Origin of the sequence: Acinetobacter radioresistens DSM 6976 = NBRC 102413 = CIP 103788 (assembly GCF_006757745.1) — a bacterium.
GTDB lineage: Bacteria > Pseudomonadota > Gammaproteobacteria > Pseudomonadales > Moraxellaceae > Acinetobacter > Acinetobacter radioresistens.
In genome coordinates this window covers 1,837,998-1,856,499 of record NZ_AP019740.1, presented here as the reverse complement: position 1 = coordinate 1,856,499, position 18,502 = coordinate 1,837,998, and the positions used below count along the sequence as shown (strand labels likewise).

16 protein-coding genes and 1 tRNA gene are annotated in these 18,502 nt (G+C 38.5%); 12 read left to right on the top strand and 5 right to left on the bottom strand.

Going from position 1 to position 18,502, the window contains the following annotated elements; all coding sequences use genetic code 11:
- Nucleotides 1-396: 396 nt before the first annotated feature.
- The 6 genes from ACRAD_RS08675 to ACRAD_RS08650 all read left to right on the top strand — a co-directional run bounded on the left by ACRAD_RS08675 (nt 397) and on the right by ACRAD_RS08650 (nt 3,673).
- The gene (locus tag ACRAD_RS08675) at nt 397-828 is read left to right on the top strand and encodes a hypothetical protein (RefSeq protein ID WP_227548685.1); all 432 of its coding nucleotides are present in this window, start codon (nt 397-399) and stop codon (nt 826-828) included.
- A gap of 121 nt (nt 829-949) precedes the next feature.
- Nucleotides 950-1,159: a hypothetical protein gene (locus ACRAD_RS08670; RefSeq protein ID WP_016801284.1), complete on the top strand. Its 210-nt coding sequence runs from the start codon at nt 950-952 to the stop codon at nt 1,157-1,159.
- A 125-nt stretch (nt 1,160-1,284) separates the two neighbouring features.
- Nucleotides 1,285-1,770 carry an urease accessory protein UreE gene (gene ureE / locus ACRAD_RS08665; RefSeq protein WP_005019662.1) on the top strand — a complete coding sequence of 162 codons (486 nt, stop codon included), beginning with the start codon at nt 1,285-1,287 and terminating at the stop codon, nt 1,768-1,770.
- Nucleotides 1,757-2,422: an urease accessory protein UreF gene (locus tag ACRAD_RS08660; RefSeq protein ID WP_005019664.1), complete on the top strand. Its 666-nt coding sequence runs from the start codon at nt 1,757-1,759 to the stop codon at nt 2,420-2,422. Before ureE ends, ACRAD_RS08660 begins: the two co-directional genes overlap by 14 nt.
- Before the next feature lie 56 nt (nt 2,423-2,478).
- Nucleotides 2,479-3,093: an urease accessory protein UreG gene (gene ureG, locus ACRAD_RS08655; protein ID WP_005019668.1), complete on the top strand. Its 615-nt coding sequence runs from the start codon at nt 2,479-2,481 to the stop codon at nt 3,091-3,093.
- 10 nt (nt 3,094-3,103) lie between these two features.
- A complete protein-coding gene (locus ACRAD_RS08650; protein WP_005026625.1) occupies nt 3,104-3,673 on the top strand; it encodes a HupE/UreJ family protein in 570 nt (189 codons plus the stop codon).
- 417 nt (nt 3,674-4,090) lie between these two features.
- Here ACRAD_RS08650 and ACRAD_RS08645 read toward each other — a convergent pair whose 3' ends face one another.
- A complete protein-coding gene (locus ACRAD_RS08645; RefSeq protein WP_005026624.1) occupies nt 4,091-5,698 on the bottom strand; it encodes a purine-cytosine permease family protein in 1,608 nt (535 codons plus the stop codon).
- Between the two features lie 686 nt (nt 5,699-6,384).
- Here ACRAD_RS08645 and ACRAD_RS08640 point away from each other — a divergent pair.
- From ACRAD_RS08640 to bla, 4 genes are all read left to right on the top strand, one after another.
- On the top strand, nt 6,385-8,952 hold the full coding sequence (locus ACRAD_RS08640; protein ID WP_005026623.1) for a bifunctional diguanylate cyclase/phosphodiesterase: 2,568 nt from the start codon (nt 6,385-6,387) through the stop codon (nt 8,950-8,952).
- Nucleotides 8,953-9,561: 609 nt separating this feature from the next.
- Complete coding sequence (locus ACRAD_RS08635; protein ID WP_005026622.1) at nt 9,562-10,695, top strand: 5-methyltetrahydropteroyltriglutamate--homocysteine S-methyltransferase; 1,134 nt, start codon at nt 9,562-9,564, stop codon at nt 10,693-10,695.
- Nucleotides 10,696-10,778: 83 nt separating this feature from the next.
- Entirely contained in the window at nt 10,779-11,711 is a 933-nt protein-coding gene (locus ACRAD_RS08630; protein WP_004812228.1) for an IS5-like element ISAha3 family transposase, read from the top strand.
- Between the two features lie 381 nt (nt 11,712-12,092).
- Entirely contained in the window at nt 12,093-12,956 is an 864-nt protein-coding gene (gene bla / locus ACRAD_RS08625; protein WP_005026621.1) for a putative subclass B3 metallo-beta-lactamase, read from the top strand.
- A gap of 111 nt (nt 12,957-13,067) precedes the next feature.
- Here bla and ACRAD_RS16695 read toward each other — a convergent pair whose 3' ends face one another.
- Together ACRAD_RS16695 and ACRAD_RS16690 are read right to left on the bottom strand one after the other, a co-directional pair.
- Nucleotides 13,068-13,940, bottom strand: a complete 873-nt coding sequence (locus tag ACRAD_RS16695) for an amidohydrolase family protein (RefSeq protein WP_080592100.1) — start codon at nt 13,938-13,940, stop codon at nt 13,068-13,070.
- Nucleotides 13,867-14,658 (bottom strand): amidohydrolase family protein, encoded by a 792-nt coding sequence (locus ACRAD_RS16690; RefSeq protein WP_005026618.1) that lies wholly within the window; start codon nt 14,656-14,658, stop codon nt 13,867-13,869. Before ACRAD_RS16690 ends, ACRAD_RS16695 begins: the two co-directional genes overlap by 74 nt.
- A 428-nt stretch (nt 14,659-15,086) precedes the next feature.
- Between ACRAD_RS16690 and ACRAD_RS08610 the strand changes: the two genes are divergently transcribed.
- Nucleotides 15,087-15,551 (top strand): DUF523 domain-containing protein, encoded by a 465-nt coding sequence (locus ACRAD_RS08610; protein ID WP_005026616.1) that lies wholly within the window; start codon nt 15,087-15,089, stop codon nt 15,549-15,551.
- A 95-nt stretch (nt 15,552-15,646) separates the two neighbouring features.
- Here ACRAD_RS08610 and ACRAD_RS08605 read toward each other — a convergent pair.
- Nucleotides 15,647-15,722, bottom strand: a tRNA-Gly gene (locus ACRAD_RS08605).
- Nucleotides 15,723-15,891: 169 nt separating this feature from the next.
- Nucleotides 15,892-17,313: a cysteine--tRNA ligase gene (cysS, locus tag ACRAD_RS08600; protein ID WP_005026613.1), complete on the bottom strand. Its 1,422-nt coding sequence runs from the start codon at nt 17,311-17,313 to the stop codon at nt 15,892-15,894.
- 210 nt (nt 17,314-17,523) lie between these two features.
- Here cysS and ACRAD_RS08595 point away from each other — a divergent pair, with 210 nt between their 5' ends.
- Nucleotides 17,524-18,501: a KpsF/GutQ family sugar-phosphate isomerase gene (locus tag ACRAD_RS08595; protein WP_005019693.1), complete on the top strand. Its 978-nt coding sequence runs from the start codon at nt 17,524-17,526 to the stop codon at nt 18,499-18,501.
- Nucleotide 18,502: the final 1 nt, after the last annotated feature.

Here is an 18,502-nt window from a genome sequence, read left to right as displayed (position 1 = left end):
ATTTAGATCAATATGCCATCTTTACTATTAAAATAATTGAGGGTGAAGATGGCTTTTAAATTTGAAAGTCAGGAATTTAAACTTAAATTTGATTAAGTCGAATCACTGGCAAGGAGCATAATAGAAGATGAGACGTACGCAGAAAGTATTAAAAACTTAGCCAACCATTTTCTAACTGCAACCCGCGTTTTTAACACGAATCTTGATTTAAGTGATTATGATCAATATATCGAATATTCGAGGAAACAACCTGTATCAGATTTCGTAAAAGTCGTAGATCAAGCCCTCAAGAAATATAAAAATAGTAATTTAGAATCTGATTTAATCTATCTATTCGACATCAGTTTAAATTTAATTAATATCTATTTTTCTGAACTAACTTTTATTCTAGGTGGATTGAGTAATTCAATTTCTTTGGAAGTGGGCAGCGTTATTGACTTTGTTAATACCAAATATTCCAATAATCCCAATTTTAGACGCTATGTTGGATTTGCTGAAAGAGATTTACCATTCCAAATTTTTAAAGAGTTATTTCATTCAAATGAAATTAAAAATGTAGCGGAATTAAATAGTAAGTTAAATGAAGCTAATAATGCTATCAATACTTGGAATAGTACATTCGAAACTAAGCGAGATGAAGTAGAAAATTTAGAAAATAAACTTGAAGAATATAAAACTAAATATGATTTTGTTCTTTTAAATAAGTGGTTTAAGCAACGCTATGAACAGAAAAAAGAGGAATTGAAAAGTAGGAAGGAGGGATATTCTGCTTTTGGTGCAATGTTATTTTTTACGCCGTTATGCTCACTCGCGCTTTTTATATTTTAGTTTAGGTGAGCAAGGACTTAAATTTATTATTTATTTATCATTACCCGTTACTACATTCATGATTATTGTTTTTTATTTCGTGAGAGTAGGACTACAGCATGTTCGTTCGGTTCAATCTCAAATGATGCAACTTGAACTACGAATGGCGCTCTGCCAATTTATTTATAACTATGCAGAAGACTCTGAAAAGTTACATAAGAAAAACTCATCTGGTTTTGAAAAGTTTGAGAACATAATCTTCTCACCACTTGTGTCTTCTGACGATAAAATTCCGACTACATTTGATGGAATGGAACAACTTGCTAAATTAATTGGGGAGTTCAGGAAATAAATGCACCAATAAAAACCTTATTGGCACGAAAAATGCTTAATTTTGAGGCGTAAAACTACTGACAGTTGATATGAGAATCATGAAACATTCAATTGTTAGGGATCTTTGCTTTAAAAAGGATAAGCATGAAAATCTATACCCAGCGATTAGAGACTATTCAACATAACAGTTCCTTTGAAATTGTTGAGCTGACATTTGATACCCGTCAAAAAAGCCGTTTTCGTGCGACCTTAAATTCAGGTATCGATATTGGTGCAGATTTACCTCGTACAGGTATTTTAAGAAGTGGTTCATTTATTGCCACAGAGCAGGGTGATATTTTGCGTATAGATGCCAAACCTGAACATTTGATGCAGGTGATCGCCCAGAGCGACTTTGATTTGGTAAAAGCAGCCTATCACCTAGGTAACCGTCATGTTCCGCTGATGCTCACACCTAGCGCTTTATATTTTGAACCTGACCATGTGCTGGCAGAAATGGTTACAGGACTGGGTCTAACCGTTGCTGAGATCGAGCATCCTTTTGAACCAGAAAGTGGTGCCTATGCACAACACAGTCATGAACATCGTCTAAGTCCAATTAAAGCTTTACATGCTCATGGCCATCACTAATGCCAGCCAGCTTCTCAAACTGCTAACACTCTCTTCTACAGCCTTGCCGGTAGGCGCTTACTGCTATTCGCAGGGGGTGGAAAGTGCGATTGATCAGGGCTTTATTCATGATGAAGTTTCTAGTATTGCCTATTTTGAAGAAGTACTTGAAATGCTGCTAGTACGCTTTGAATTGCCCGTACTTCAACGCCTGATACAGTTTTACGCCAATGAAGAGCAATTTTTATACTGGGCAAACTTATATCGTGCCAGTCGTGAAAGCAGAGAATTGCTGGCGGAGTCACAGCAACTGGCGTTTTCCCTAAATGCCTGGATACGAGATGTTCTAAAACTTCCAGTAACTGTTAAAAAACAGTTTGGTTTTGTTCCGGTATATGCCCAGTTATGTGGCCAACTACAACTAAATATAGCTGATGTCTTAACTGCTTATAGCTTTAGTGTTCTGGAAAATCAGGTACTGGCAGCAGTCAAGACTATTCCACTTGGACAGATGAGTGGCCAGCGCATTCTATGGCAGCTGCATAAACTGATCCCGCAGGCGGTAGAGCAGGCTTTAACACTACAGGATGATGAACTGAGTAGCAGTTTGCCGCAATATGCCATGCTGAGTATGGCACATGAAACCCAATATTCACGTTTATTTAGGTCATGAATGAAGCGCTGGTTTAAAAATTCAAAGTAAGTTGTGAAATTAAAAAGGAAAACAAGATGACAGAACGTAGTCCATTAAGAGTAGGCATTGGCGGACCGGTGGGTTCAGGTAAAACAGCTCTTACCTTGAATCTATGCCGTGTCTTACGGGATAAATACAATATGGCCGTGGTCACTAATGATATCTACACCAAGGAAGATTCAAACTTCCTGACCCGTCATGAGGCTATGAGTCCAGATCGTATTGTCGGGGTAGAGACAGGAGGCTGTCCGCATACCGCTATTCGTGAGGATGCTTCAATTAATCTGGCAGCGATTGATGATTTATGTGAGAAGTTTGATGGACTGGAACTGATCATTATTGAAAGTGGTGGAGATAATCTGGCCGCAACGTTTAGTCCTGAACTTTCTGATCTGACACTATATGTCATCGATGTTGCAGGAGGAGAAAAAATTCCACGTAAAGGCGGGCCGGGAATTACTAAATCTGATCTTCTGATTATCAATAAAACTGATCTGGCGCCAATGGTTGGAGCAAATCTGGACGTTATGGACCAAGACGCCAAACGTATGCGTGGTGAAAAACCATTTTTATTTTCCAACATGAAAACCCAAGATGGTTTAAATGAAATTATAGAATTTATTGAAAAACAAGGACTATTTAAAGCCTGAGGACACTTATATGAAAAATATCATTCAAAGAGCCAGTTTAATAATGCTTGGCCTGATACCGGCAGTCAGTCAGGCACATCCGGGGCATGACCATCACTCAGGTTTTAGCGCGGGTTTCCTGCATCCTTTTACAGGCATGGACCATATGATTATGGCACTGGCGTTGGGCGTTTTACTTTGGTCCGCAGCCAGACAGTGGAAAATACTTGGCATGGCCAGTATGGCTACCGCACTGGTATTTGGTTTCGTGCTGGGTCAGCAACAGTTATTTTCGAGCAGTCTTGCCGAGTATGGCATTATTGCCTCACTGTTGATGGTTACTCTTGCACTATGGTCAAAATCCAGAATAATTTTACCTGTGGCTACAGCATTACTGGTGACTTTTCATGGTATTGCTCATGGTAATGAGCTCGGTCATTCAGGCCATATCGCCGGACTTGTTTCAGGTATGATAATAGCGATGTCTTTGATTTATACCGCAGGCTTGGGCCTTGGAGCATTGATTACACGCTATATTCCTTATGGCAAAAAAATTGTTGGGGCGTGTGCAGCAATTGTGGCCCTGATAGGCCTTGCTTAGTTTTTCTTATTTCCTGCTGTTTAAGAGCTAAATACTTGTTTGGCTCTTAACTCTTCTGAAATTCTATGGATACAGGCAGCTATGCATCTTGCCTTGTATCAAGTTAAGGCATGAGTAATCAGCTTTAGAAAATTAGCATTATCTATATCAAGTTAATTATCGCTATAGTCTAAAGTAGCTGAAGAATTTAATAATAGAGATGTTTAATTATTCAAATATAAGATATTTCATTTTTAATTATCATTAAATTTAAAATAAGAGTGAATTAATTATTTTAAAAGATTAATAATAAATACTTCGAAATAAATTAATCAGTACAAAATATTAATATCTGGCAATAAAAATAGGCTTCTAAATAGAAGCCTGATGTATGATTTTATTATTTTCTTTATTTTTATTCTTGTTCTCTTATATTTATTATTTTTCCATTGTTTTGCACAAAGAACAGATCACTCCACTGTGCCGATGCGAATACATCACATCTGGCCGTTCATAATTTTCATTACATGCTACACAGTGATAGACAGTTGCTACCGGTGTCCCTTCTGTATCGTAGCGTGCCTCTTTCAGGCCATCATTAGTATTTTTAATATAGTATTTGCCCTTGGTCAGTAAACCCATCAGGGGCGTCAGGATAAAAGCTACCAACAGTGCAATCAGAGGGGAATAAGGTGCCAGAAATTCACCAAGCAGGCCAAAGAATGCCGCAATAGATAAACCAGCCGCTACCAGAAATGACACCATGCCTACCGGGTTAATGTTATAAAGCATGTCACGGCGGTATTCAGGCTCTTTAGGAGAAAGCTTTAGTACATATTTATTAATAGCAATATCAGTCGCGACCACCACTACCCAGGCTATTGCAAAGTTAGAGTAAAAACCTAGGATTTTACCTAAAACTGCAAACATATTGCCTTCCATCAGTGCCAGTGCAATGGCCAGATTGACCATCACAAAGATAATCCGACCCGGATAATGCTTGGTAATACGGGTATAAGCACTCGTCCAAGCCAGTGATCCTGAATAGGCATTGGTAACATTGATTTTGATCTGTGAAATTACCACCAGAATGACAGCAAGACTGAGAGCCAGCCAGCCTGGTAACATGTCATGGAATGCTGCATTGAACTGTTGCACAGGTTCAGTACTGTTTACACCTGGAATTTTTGTAAGAAGATAAAAACCTAAAAATGCCCCAATAATTTGCTTGATTGCACCCAAAATGACCCAGCCCGGACCTGCAGAAATTACTGCGATCCACCAGGATTTACTATTTTCCTTAGTTTTAGCGGGCATAAAACGCAGGTAATCAATCTGTTCACCAATTTGCATGATGAGTGAAAGACAGATTCCTGCACCCAGCATGATTGCTGCCATGTCTAATACTGCAAATCCCTCATTTCCGCCATAAGCAGCAAACTGGCTTATCAGATCAGGTTCCTGATAAATCAGATAAGCGACCGGTCCGATCATCAGTATCAGCCAGATTGGGGTAGTCCAGACCTGTAATTTAGTGAGAGCTTTCATACCATAAATAACTAGTGGAATAACCAGCACGGTAGAGACCAGATAGCCTGCCCAGAGGGGAATACCTAAACCCAGTAACAAGCCTTGCGCCATAATTGATCCCTCAAGCGCAAAGAAAATAAAGGTAAAACTGGCAAAGATGATACTGGTTAGCACTGAACCAAAGTAGCCAAATCCAGCTCCACGTGTAATCAGGTCCAGATCAATATTGTAACGTGCTGCATAATAAGCCAGTGGAATACCTGTTAAAAAAATAATGAGCGCCGCAAATAGAATTGAAAACACTGCATTTGTAGTACCATATGCCATGCCGATACTGGCACCAATAGAAAAATCTGCCAGATAAGCAATTCCGCCTAATGCTGTAATGGCTACTACCTTTGGACTCCAGCGTCTAAAACTGTGAGGCGCATAACGTAACGTATAATCCTCTAGGGTTTCATTGGCGGCAGAAGAAGGACTATTCTCTAGTACATCTGTTGCTGATGAGTTATGCATCACAAACACTCCTGTTTTTATTTTGTGTCTGTCTAAATGCTTAGCAAAAGTAGTGCCAGTTTTCTAAATAAAAAATAAAATATATTAATTTGCTGAAAAATATAAATTAATATTTAAATAAAATTCTTGATCTAATTTAAAATTTATGTAAATTTTTAGAAATAGAACTAATTTAAGCCCCAATATAAAGCGGCCTTAGAAAATTATATATATTCGATTGAAATCTATTTTTATATAGTTTTATTATCTTTATGTAAATTAAAATTTATAAATGGTATAAGGTAATATATTTTAATTATTCTATTTTGCTTAAGAAATAAATTTAAAATTTATATTTATAAGAAATTAATAAGTATTAACCTATATTATTTAAATTAACTTAAAGCTAATATCTATACATTTATATCTTTAGTATAAAAGTCTAATAGATTTTATTAAAATTTTAATTATGTAAAAAATTAAACTATGAAGCTGGATCAGGGCCAGATTGATTTAATTCTAATTAAAACCTTCTTGGAGCTAGATTTCAGCAGATAAAAAATGGTAAAACTGAATCAAGATTACTTTCTAAAAACAAAAAATAGGCAACTAATGTAGAAAAATGGTGAATTAAGGTAGTTTGTTATAATAATAAGGCTAGGGATAAAGCTAGAATGTAAGAGAGCCAAGGAGGTTAGGGATTCTAAATGAATAACAATTGTGATGACCACGATACTTACCATATTTTTAATCTGATTGGTCAGCATACTGAACTTCATCTTATTTTAAGCGCGGCAAGTACCTGGCTAGAGTCCCGCATTTCAAATGTTCTTGTAGCAATTATGCTTTATTCTGAACAGGAACAAATTCTGAAATTTACTAGCGGCAAGCAGAATTTTTCTAAACAGTATGGGGAGACCATAGACAATATAAATATTGCACCAGATGAAAGAACATGTGGCAGGGCAGCATATTTGCGTAAAATGGTCGTCAGTGAAAATTTATTGAAAGATATTTACTGGACTCCCTATCAGGCCTCGATCAAGCTCGAAAAGCTTTATACCTGCTGGTCGACGCCTATTCTTAGTGCACGGGGAACTCTTTACGGGACGTTTGCAACTTATTATCGGACATTAAGAAAACCTACTGATCATAATATCAAGTTATTAAAACAGGCTGCGGCCATGGTTGCCTTGGCAATCGAACTTGACCTTGAACGCAAGCAGAGAATTGCAATAAGCGAAAAATATAGTTCTTTTTATACTTATCACCCTGATGCAATTTTTGAAATTGATACGCAAGGTATCATGGTGAGTACAAATATTGCCTCTCGTAAAATTATTGGTTTTTCTGATGAGCAAATCAGGGGAAAGCATTACAGTTCATTTTTACCTGCTGAATATCGTGATATTGCAGATAAAGCGTTTAAAGAGGCAATGCAGGGAAATGCACAATACTATGAAATTCCGGCTTATCATGCTTCTGGTGAAATGATCTGGCTCGATCTGACTAATTTACCGATTAAACAAAATCATCAGGTAACGGGAGTATTCGGTATTGCCCGTGATATTACATTACGGCGTAAAAATCAGGAACACTTGCGGTTATTAAAACGTGGAGTGAATGCCAGTCCTAATGGAATTATAATTACGGATGCTACCGCCGAGCGAAAAATCGTTTATGTTAATCCAGCCTTTTTACATATGACGGGTTATACCGAAGAAGATGTTATGGGCAAGACATGCCACTTTTTGCAAGGGCCGGAGACAGAAGCTGAAAAGATTGCTTTAGTACAGCGGGCTTTAAAGGAACACAAAGAAATACAAGTAACCGTTAAAAATTATCGTAAAGACGGGAGCTGGTTCTGGAACCGTTTAATGTTGGGTCCGGTTTTTGATGAGGCAGGTAGATGTACACATTTTTTGGGAATTCAGGAAGATATTACTCAACAGCGTATTCATGAAGACTATATTACCCATCAGCATAGTCATGATCATTTGACTGGTCTAGCTAACCGGCAGACCTTTGAAACCAACTTACAGCAGGCCTTCAAAACTCAACATCATAGTTCTAAGCCCTTATTCCTTTGTTATATTGACCTAGACGATTTTAAGCCGCTCAATGATAGTCTGGGGCACCTGATTGGTGACCAGATTATTAAAAGTGTAAGCGATCGCCTGCAAGCACTTTTACAAACTGGCGATTTCCTGGGCCGTTTTGCAGGTGATGAGTTTGCGTTATTAATGGTGAATCGAAATAAACGGTCAGAAGTAATTACAACTGCTGAAGAGATTCTAAAACTCTTTACACAACCTTTTCAAATTGATGAGCATAAAATCCATCTGAGTGCCAGTATTGGTATTGTCGCTGATGACTGTTCTATACAGCGTTCGTCAGAACTTTTATATCATGCTGTTTTAGCCATGAAAGAAGCAAAAAGACAAGGTCGTAATACCTGGCACTGGTATGAAGAAGCCAATAAAAAAGTTATGCCAGTAATTGACTACGCGCACTTACGCCTAGAGCTGATGGAAGCTTTAAACGATAATCAATTTAACCTCTTTTACCAACCCTTGATTAATCCTGCAACAGGTCTGGTCAAAGGCGTGGAAGCACTCATCCGCTGGAATCATCCACAGCGGGGATATATTTTTCCTGATATTTTTATTCCTTTAGCTGAAAGAACGGGACAGATTGTTGCAATTGGACAATGGGTGCTCAAAAAAGCCTGTATGGATATTGCTGAATGGAATAAGACTCATCAGAGTCAGCTTACTGTTTCGGTTAATATTTCGCCTTTACAGTTTCGTAGAGCAGGTTTCTTGCAAGAACTGGAACATGCACTGGAAATTAGCAAATTAACACCTGAGCTTCTCAAAATAGAAGTCACTGAGGGTATGGTAATTATTGGCGCTGACCGTGCTATTGAAATTTTAAAATCTATACGAGAGCTAGGGGTACAGGTATCTATAGATGACTTTGGTACAGGTTATTCCAGTTTGAGCTATTTACGACGTTTACCAATTAACCAGATCAAACTGGATCGAAGTTTTATTGAGCATCTTACAGAGAGTGACCAGGATGCTGCGATAGTTCAGTCTATTATCCATCTGGCTCATCAATTAAACCTGGAAGTTGTAGCCGAGGGAGTCGAAACCCTGAAACAGGCGGCCTTTCTCTACCAGCAGGGCTGCGATCTTTTACAAGGTTATTTTTATGCCCGTCCTGCGCCTATAACTGAATTAAAAACTATCTATATTTCATCATTAGGTTAATATGTACTGCAGAAGAATAAGGTCTGAAAAATAAATTACATAATACACCTATGACAAGAGCATCGCTGTTTCTCATGCAGGTCAAACTGTATCAAGAGCTGAATTAGTTAATACCCCATAGTTGCTACTCATGAGTAATGACATTTGTTACAAATAACACCAGCAATAGAATTATTAAATACGGATAAAAATTGGAGTCTATTAAAAGGCATTTGCAGAGTCAGAAAATTCTGGCTGTTGTGGGTTGATATAATTTTTACAGTACTATAACTAAATAAAAAAACTTTTGGCTAAGAATTTGATGAATTCAATCTATTGTTATTAGTTTATTATTTTCTAAACTCTAAGAAGTCATATTTAAATATTCAAATAACAGTTGACTGATAAATAAAGCCCTTTTTGAATTCTATCACTTCACAGGCTGATATATTTTCAATTTAACTTGAGTTTTACTCATTATAGTGTTGTTTTAATCAGCACATATTAATATAAGATTTTGTTTTTTATATTTATAATTTATTTTAAGGTTGTTTTTTGAGCATTCGCTAAAGTGAATAAAATTGTATTTAATGAAAATATATTGAATTTTATTAATATTAAGGCTGATTTATGAGCAATACTTCTCCTCAAGCCCGAAAGCTATATGCTGGCTATAAAGCTGATCATGTGGGCAGTTTCCTACGTCCTTTACGACTAAAAGAAGCACGTCAAGCTGTTGCTGATGCCAAATTGAGCCAAGCTGAACTTACTCAGATCGAAAATGAAGAAATATTAAAGATTATTGCGTTGCAAAAAGAAAATAATATCAAGGCAATTACTGATGGCGAATTACGTCGTGCTTGGTGGCATTATGATTTTATGGAAAACCTGATCGGTGCTGAAGGGTATGAGGATAGTGTCGGTTTAAAGTTTCATGGTATCGAGACCAAGCCCCATAATGTACGTATTGTAGGCAAACTCGATTTTCCAGAAAATCATCCACATCTGGCGCATTATAAATTTTTGCATGATGCGGTAGGCACTAATGGTATGGCCAAAATGACCATTCCAAGTCCAAATATGATGATGCGGCCTAAATTACGTTTTAATAATACGTATGGTGAAGATATTCAGCAATATGTGGTTGACTTGGGACTGGCTTACCGCAAAGCAGTACAAGCATTTCATGACTTGGGCTGCCGATATTTGCAGATTGATGATGTATTCTGGGCGTATTTGATCAGTGAAGAAGACCGTGCGCGTGAGCAAGCCGCCGGGGTCGACTTGGACCAGTTAGCTGACTTTTGTGTTCAGACCCTGAATATTGCCCTTGAAAATAAACCCGAAGATCTGGTGGTTGGTCTGCATATCTGTCGTGGTAATTTTTCTTCTACCTGGCACTACCAGGGTGGATATGAATCCATAGAAGACTATATCTTTAAACATCTTAAAAATATAGACCGCTATTTTCTGGAATATGACACAGAGCGCGCAGGTGGTTTTGAACCTTTAGCTAAACTACAAGGCAGTAATGCAGAAGTTGTTCTCGGTCTGATTACTTCGAAGGTAGAAGAGCTGGAAAATAAACAGGCCATCATCGCACGTATTCATGAAGCTTCCCAATATTTACCACTTGAACAGCTCGCACTTAGTCCACAATGTGGCTTCTCTTCAACCGAAGAAGGAAATAGAGTCCCTTACGACGCACAGTGGCGCAAACTTCAATTAGTGAATGAAATTGTGGCAGAAGTATGGGGAGAGTAATTTTATAATTAACTCTATTGGATAGATATGGCTTTGTTGCACAAAGCTATTCTTGAAGGCTTCTTCAGTAATATAATTTCCAGATGAAGAAGCCTACACCTAAAATCTATCGTACAACCAATTGGTCCTCGTATAACCAAGCTTTAATCAAGCGAGGAAATATTTCAATCTGGTTTGATCCTAAGACGCAATGGTATGCACAACCACAAGGCAAGCAAGGACGAAATCAAACTTATTCCGATACAGCGATTCAATGCTGTTTAATGATCAAATCTCTATTCCGTCTTTCTTTACGTATGGTTACTGGCTTTGTTCAAAGCCTGATTAAACTCTGTGGCTTGAATTGGACAGCACCAGATTACTCCACCCTTTGTAGACGACAAAAGCATATTGATATTGCGATAAGCTATCAGAAAAGTCATGATGGGTTACACCTACTTGTCGACTCTACGGGTTTAAAGTTTTTAGGTGAAGGCGAATGGAAGCGTAAAAAACATCAGCCTGAATACCGTCGGCAATGGCGTAAACTGCATATTGGTATAGATGCTGAAACACTGCAAATACGTGCCGTTCAGCTTACTACAAATAATGTCAGTGATTCACAAGTACTAGGTGATTTACTGGATCAAATTCCACTAGATGAGCGAATAGATTCTGTCTATACCGATGGCGCGTACGACACGAAGTGCTGCAGAAAAGTGATTTCAGATCGTCAAGCACATGCAGTAATTCCACCCAGAAAGAATGCCAAGCCCTGGAAAGATTCTAAAATAAGTTCAATAGAACGAAATGAGTTACTTCAAACGGTTAAACATTTAGGTAGAACCCTATGGAAAAAATGGTCGGGTTATCACCGTCGTAGTTTGGTGGAAACCAAGATGCATTGCATCAAATTATTAGGTGATAGGCTGACGGCAAGACATTTTCAAAGTCAGGTCAATGAAATTCATGCGCGTGTGGCAGTTCTGAATAGATTTACGGAATTAGGTAGACCTCGCACCCAAGTTGTGTCTTAAATTTGAATGGATTGGGGAGAACTCAGCTTTTGAATGTTTATGCAACAAAGCCGATAGATATTAAGCATAAAACTGGATAAAAAATCCAGTATTCTAAAAATAATAATAAAAAATTAATTATAAGAGAAACTTTATAAGAAAGTTTTTTAACTTATTACAAGTAGCCAGTTTTATAAAAAAGTTAATTTTAATAAAATTAAAAACTGGGTCATTATTTTTTAATTATAAACTTAAAATAAAGAATTATTCTAACAGCTTTAATATTCTTGCAGCTAAAAACCAAAGCTAAAATATAATTTGAAAATATATTTTAATTTAATAGATTAATTTTTAAAATTCTTTATTTATTTTTGACAGTATAAATATCAGGTGATGTTTTAAATGAAGATTAGAAATACGTTTTTATTCATTTTCGGTCTTGCTACAGTCTCTACAGGCAATATCCTTGCCGAGCCTTTGAAGCTACCGGCAGAATGGACACAAAGTATAGAGCCTTTCAGGATTACTGGCCCTATCTACTATGTGGGTACGCGTGGTTTAGGCTCGTATCTTCTTGTTTCTGGTTCTAAAGCTATATTAATTGACACAGGCCTAACTGAAAATACTGCTTTAATTGAGCAGAATATACTGAAACTTGGGCTAAACCTTTCAGATGTAAAGATTATTTTGGTCAGCCATGCACACTGGGATCATGTTGGAGCTTTAGCACAAATTCAGAAGAATACAGGTGCTAAAGTATTTGCTATGGATAAAGAAGTTACAGCTTTAACAACAGGTAAGCCTACAGGAGACAATATTCTTCAGTCCTTTTCTTATACTCCGGTTAAAGTTGACCATATATTAAGAGATAAAGAAGTCATTAAAATGGGAAAAATACATCTTAAGGCAACCTTAACTCCCGGCCACACTCCTGGGTGTACCACCTGGTCAACCAGTTTAAAAGAACATGGAAAAACCCTGAAAGTAGTATTTCCATGCAGCTTATCTGTTGCCGGAAATGTATTATCGAATAATCAGACTTATCCAGGTATCGTACAGGATTATCAGCTGAGTTTTCGCCGCTTAAGCAAAATGCCTGCTGATATTGTACTGACCAGCCATCCTGAAGCAGCCGATCTTATGAACCGAAAAGCGAAGTCTGAGGCAGGACAGCTTGATGCTTTCACAGATCGGAAACTCCTGGAAAAAATTATTAAAGATGCTGAATTTTCTTTTAATCAGTCTCTTGATAACCAGAAAAAATAATATATTAAAAGAGCCTCTCTCATAAAGACGGCTCTAATTTTTCTTAAATTAATACTAGCCCATTCAAACTATAACCTTACTTTCACTTTATTAAAGGTTGCCCCGAAATAATTAATGATCATGGCTATCTGGTTGCTCAGTCACACGCTCTTTCGATGTGTGATCGGTTTGAGCATCATAGAGAATCTTGCCATTAAACATAGTCATTAGAACCTGTGCATTTTCCAGTTCCTCAGCCTTTTCCAGTTCCTCAGCCTTAAGCTTATATAAATTATGGCTCATTACAACCAGATCAGCAGCCTTACCTACCTCAATTGAACCAGTTTCGTTTTCAGCAAAAATTGCTTCAGCGCCGTTGATTGTATGGCTGGCAAGCATTCTGCTTAAAGGGATGCCAGATTGAACAACGGCAGAGATTCGTGTCATCGGATAGAATTCACGTACTGGATAATCACTAGATGAACTAAGCTGTACATTGGTATCGAAAAATGCTTTAGGTAAGGGATGACCATCTGCACGGATACCTAATGAGAGAAAGCGCGGTATAGTCGGGATAGCCTCATCACTGACGTGTGTAATCATGTGGCGTGCATCGCGCTTGCCATTCTGTTTTTGGGCATACTCCAAAGCATCAAGCATAAGGTTGTAAGTACTGGTTGGCCCTATATCATGAATATAGATGCGGAATTTTTCACGGTCCAATGCAGCTACGGTTTTTTTCAGAACTTTCTGATCCCAGACGACTGAACCATATGTACTGCTTGCACCTGTGCCAAAAATTTTGATTGAATCTGTCTTGAAGAATTTGCCATGATATTTTGCACGGCGTTCTACGAAACCTGGAATCTGTTCAGTACCACGTGTTTCATCTGCCCATTGTAATAAATCATAACGCACGGTTAATTCACCTTCAGTATCTAGAGCTTTTATAGCCTCCAGAAAACTGTCTGTTGGATAATGCAATGGCACAAGAACAGAAGTCACACCACGCTGTGGCGCCAGATTTTTTTTGAAATGAAAGTATGGCAGCTTTATATTCGGCTACTGTAAAGTCAGGTTGGGGAAGTGTACTAATAACCAGATTTTGTGCTCCAAACTCACGGAAGATTCCGGTTGGGGTACCTTGGCTATCGCGGTCAATAAATGCTCCCACCGGGTCTGGAGTAGTTGCATTGATACCTGCATTTTGCATGGCTCGGGTATTTGCCCATACTTCATGGTGTCCATGAGTAATAAATACAGCCAGAATATCTTTACCCACAATTTCATCCAGCAGTTGTGCTGGCGAACGTCCTGCTGCTTTTGCCTGTGCCAGTACATAGTTCAAGTTCCATCCGACACCACGTACCTGCTTGGCTTCAGGCTGCTTTGCAAGAAAATTCTGGGTAGCCGCTTTATAAGAGTCCAAAGAAGGGGCTTCCAGATTTACCCAGTATATATTTTCTGCACGTAAATAAGCATGATTATGCGTATCTACAAAGCCAGGGAGCAATATTTTTCCCTTCAAGTTTATTATTTGGGTGTCCTTGCCACGCCACTCTTTTAGTCCCGTATCATCACCTACATAGACAATTTTACCTTCTTTGACTGCTACCGCTTCTGCTTCTGGCAATTTGGGGTCCATGGTATAAACTGAACCGCTTTCAAAAATCAGATCCGCTGAGCGTATCTGCTCATATTTATCATCACCACAAGCAGCCAAGGTGAGGGCTAAAGTGCTTGCCAGCGTAAGCTAAAAAATATGCGGTGTTTTTGAAACAGAATAGGGTCGTCCTTGTTATTATTTCTGGGTTACTACCTGAAAATAATTTAATAAAAGTTTTCTTGATTAATAGTCTTGATCTGAAATGTTACGCCGCATAACTTAGGAGATAATATGAAATGAGTCAAAAACCTAAGCGGTATATTATTATACCTTTAAAGGTATAATTAAAATATAAAGGTCTAAACTTATAATATAATTAAAAAATATTTTTAATATTTCATTCTAGAGATTTTATAATCAGTTAAATATAGAATATCTTGATTGATTAATCATTTTATTTCGAGAATACAGAACTTAAAGAAATATATTTTATCGAGAGCTGCCTTTAGAATTGAGCAGATGAGATAGAGGGTAGAAAAATTATTATGGTTAAATACTTAATTAGTGCGTGTCTGGTTGGTGAGAATGTGCGCTATAACGGTGGAAACTGCTTGCAGGAAAAGCTGAAATATTTAATTGAATCGCATCAGGCAATCAGTTTCTGTCCAGAAGTAGCAGGAGGGTTAAGTACACCACGATTACCTGCTGAAATTGTAGGTGGTCAGGCACAAGACGTATTTAATCAGCAGGCAGTAGTCTTAGACTCATCTGGTCAGGATGTCACACAGGCTTTTATAAATGGCGCCTATCAAACTTTGAAAATGGTACAACAGCATCATATCAGCCATGTCATTCTAAAAGCAGATAGTCCATCTTGTGGTTCAAAACTGATTTATGATGGCTCATTTACCGGAAAGAAAATTACAGGCGAAGGAATGACTGCTATTTTACTTAGGCAGCATGGAATCATCGTGATGACTGAAGATGAATTTATGGAACAGCTTAATTAAACTCTTATAGAAAAATTCTGATGCTATGTTCGACCTTATTTATAGAATAGCCATAAAAAAAGCCTTTATCTCTAAGATAAAGGCTTTTTAAATTTTGGAGCGGGAAACGAGACTCGAACTCGCGACCCCAACCTTGGCAAGGTTGTGCTCTACCAACTGAGCTATTCCCGCAATATGCAGCGTATTATAAGGCCTGTTCCGGGCTTGTCAATTAGCTGTTGTATCAACCGATGGTATTTTAAACTTTTTCACAACTCTATAGAGATATTTTTCAGTGTTATTTCCGAGAAATATACAGTAAAACAGGACAAAAACTAAAAATAGTCTTTGTCCGGCTTGTTTAATCTGCACGTCGCCATAAGGTGCCCTGACGGGTATCTTCAAGAACCACACCTTGGTCCAGCAGATTTTGTCGAATGGAATCTGCTTTGGTAAAGTCTTTCGCTTTTTTCGCATCTACACGCTGCTGAATAAGCTCTTCAATTTCACTTTCAGACAATCCAAGTGCTTCCTGACCAATATCAGATCTCAAAAAGTCATCTACATTATGCTGAACCAGACCTAAAATATTGGTCAGATGACGCAATGTGGAATAAAAAACTTTAGCCTGCTCAGCATTTTCTTCTTTCAGGGCACGGTTGAGTTCCTTTGCAAGTTCAAACAGAACAGCCATTGCTTCCGCGGTGTTAAAGTCATCACACATTGCTGCATTAAAGCGTTCAAGATGTATTTGACTAAAATGATCTGTCAGTTCTTCATTAAACTGCTGCTGGTATGCTTTAAAAGCATGGTAAAACCGGGTAAGGGCTGTTTTAGCTTCTTTAAGTGCTACATCAGAAAAGTTCACCGGACTGCGATAGTGTGAAGACACGATAAAATAGCGAATAACTTCTGGATGGAATTTCTCCATCACGTCACGAATAGTAAAGAAGTTGCCGAGAGATTTTGACATTTTCTCGCCGTCTACATTAATAAAACCGACGTGCATCCAGTAATTTACATATTGTTCACCAGTTGCGGCTTCACTTTGTGCAATCTCATTTTCATGATGTGGAAATAGCAGGTCACTGCCGCCACCGTGGATATCAAAATGATTGCCGAGGCAGCAGGTCGACATGGCCGAGCATTCAATATGCCAGCCTGGACGTCCTTTGCCCCATGGAGAATTCCAGAAAGGCTCATTTTCTTTGGCATGTTTCCAGAGAACAAAGTCAAAAGGATGTTTCTTGTCGACTTCCACATCAACCCGATCAGAGGCTCCGGCTTGCATGTCATCAAGTTTTCGGCCAGAGAGACGGCCATATTTATTGAACTGTTCAACCTGAAAGTAAACGTCACCATTTGTTGCCGGGTAAGCACTACCATTGTCTACCAGCTTGCCAATCATGTTCTGCATCTGGTCGATATATTCAGTTGCGCGTGGTGCTTCATCAGGTTCAAGACAGCCAAGGCGATGCGCATCTTCATTCATGGCCTGAATAAAACGGTCGGTCAGAGCCTGGATTGTTTCGCCATTTTCGTTGGCACGTTTGATAATTTTGTCATCAATATCAGTAATGTTACGTACGTATTTGACTTCCCAACCCTGACTACGCAAAAAACGGATAATATAGTCAAACGCAACCATGACCCGTGCATGCCCAATATGACAGTAGTCATACACGGTCATGCCGCAAACATACATGTCGATATGGCCCGCTTTACGCGGTACAAATTCAACTTTTTTACGTTGCTCCGAGTTGTATAAAACAAATGGCTGCATACAGGTCTTCACATGCTCAAACAAAGGTAGTTCATCATAACTGAAGCGATATATTTCATAAAGTTTTATGCATTAATTTTATAGACTTGTGAAAAGTTCAGATTTAGAAAGCGGACTTTTACAGACCTATGTTAAAATAGTGAAAATTTTTCTCCTGATATTATTCAACTCTTAAAGAGTTAAGGTAAGTTGAGCTTGAATTCATCCAATATGACGCAGCAGATTGATTTTCAAAAAGTTGCTCGAGAAACATTACAGATAGAACAGCAGGCTTTAGAGATTCTGGCTGCACAGATTGATACACGCTTTGAACGCGCCTGTGAAATCATCTTGCAGTGTAAAGGCCGTGTTGTGGTTACAGGTATGGGCAAGTCAGGACATATCGGCCGTAAAATGGCCGCAACTTTTGCTTCAACCGGAACGCCTTCATTCTTTATGCACCCGGGTGAAGCAGGGCATGGTGATCTGGGCATGCTGGTCCGTGGAGATGTACTGATTGCAATCTCTAATTCTGGCAAAAGCGATGAAATCATGATGCTCATGCCTTTGATCAAACATCTGGAAGTGCCTTTAATTACTATCAGTGGTACTGAAAGTGGCCCAATGCCACAGAATGCTGATGTTGCATTAACGCTTGGCGAGTTAACAGAGGCCTGTCCGCTGGGTCTGGCGCCAACCTCAAGCACTACTGCTACATTGGCCCTAGGTGATGCACTTGCGGTCGCGCTGCTAGAAGCACGTGGCTTTACGGCAGATGATTTTGCCCGTTCTCATCCGGCTGGGGCATTAGGCAAACGTTTACTTTTGCATGTAAAACATTTGATGCATAAAGATGATGAGCTGCCAAAAGTCAGTCCCGATACACCGATGAATCAAGTTCTCTATGAAATTTCCAATAAACGCTTGGGTTTAACCACTGTTGTAGATACACAAAATACTTTATTGGGTATTTTTACCGATGGTGATCTGCGTCGTCTGATTGATCGTCAGCAGGGTTTTGATGTAAACCTGCCGGTATCGGAAGTAATGATCAAAGATCCGTATACCATTTCTCAGGAAGCGCGTGCTGTTGAGGCACTTGAATTATTACGTGATAAAAAGATCAATCAGTTTGTGGTCGTAGACCAGTCAAATAAAGTTATTGGTGTTATCAGTATGCATGATCTGATTCAGGCTGGAGTGAATTAAA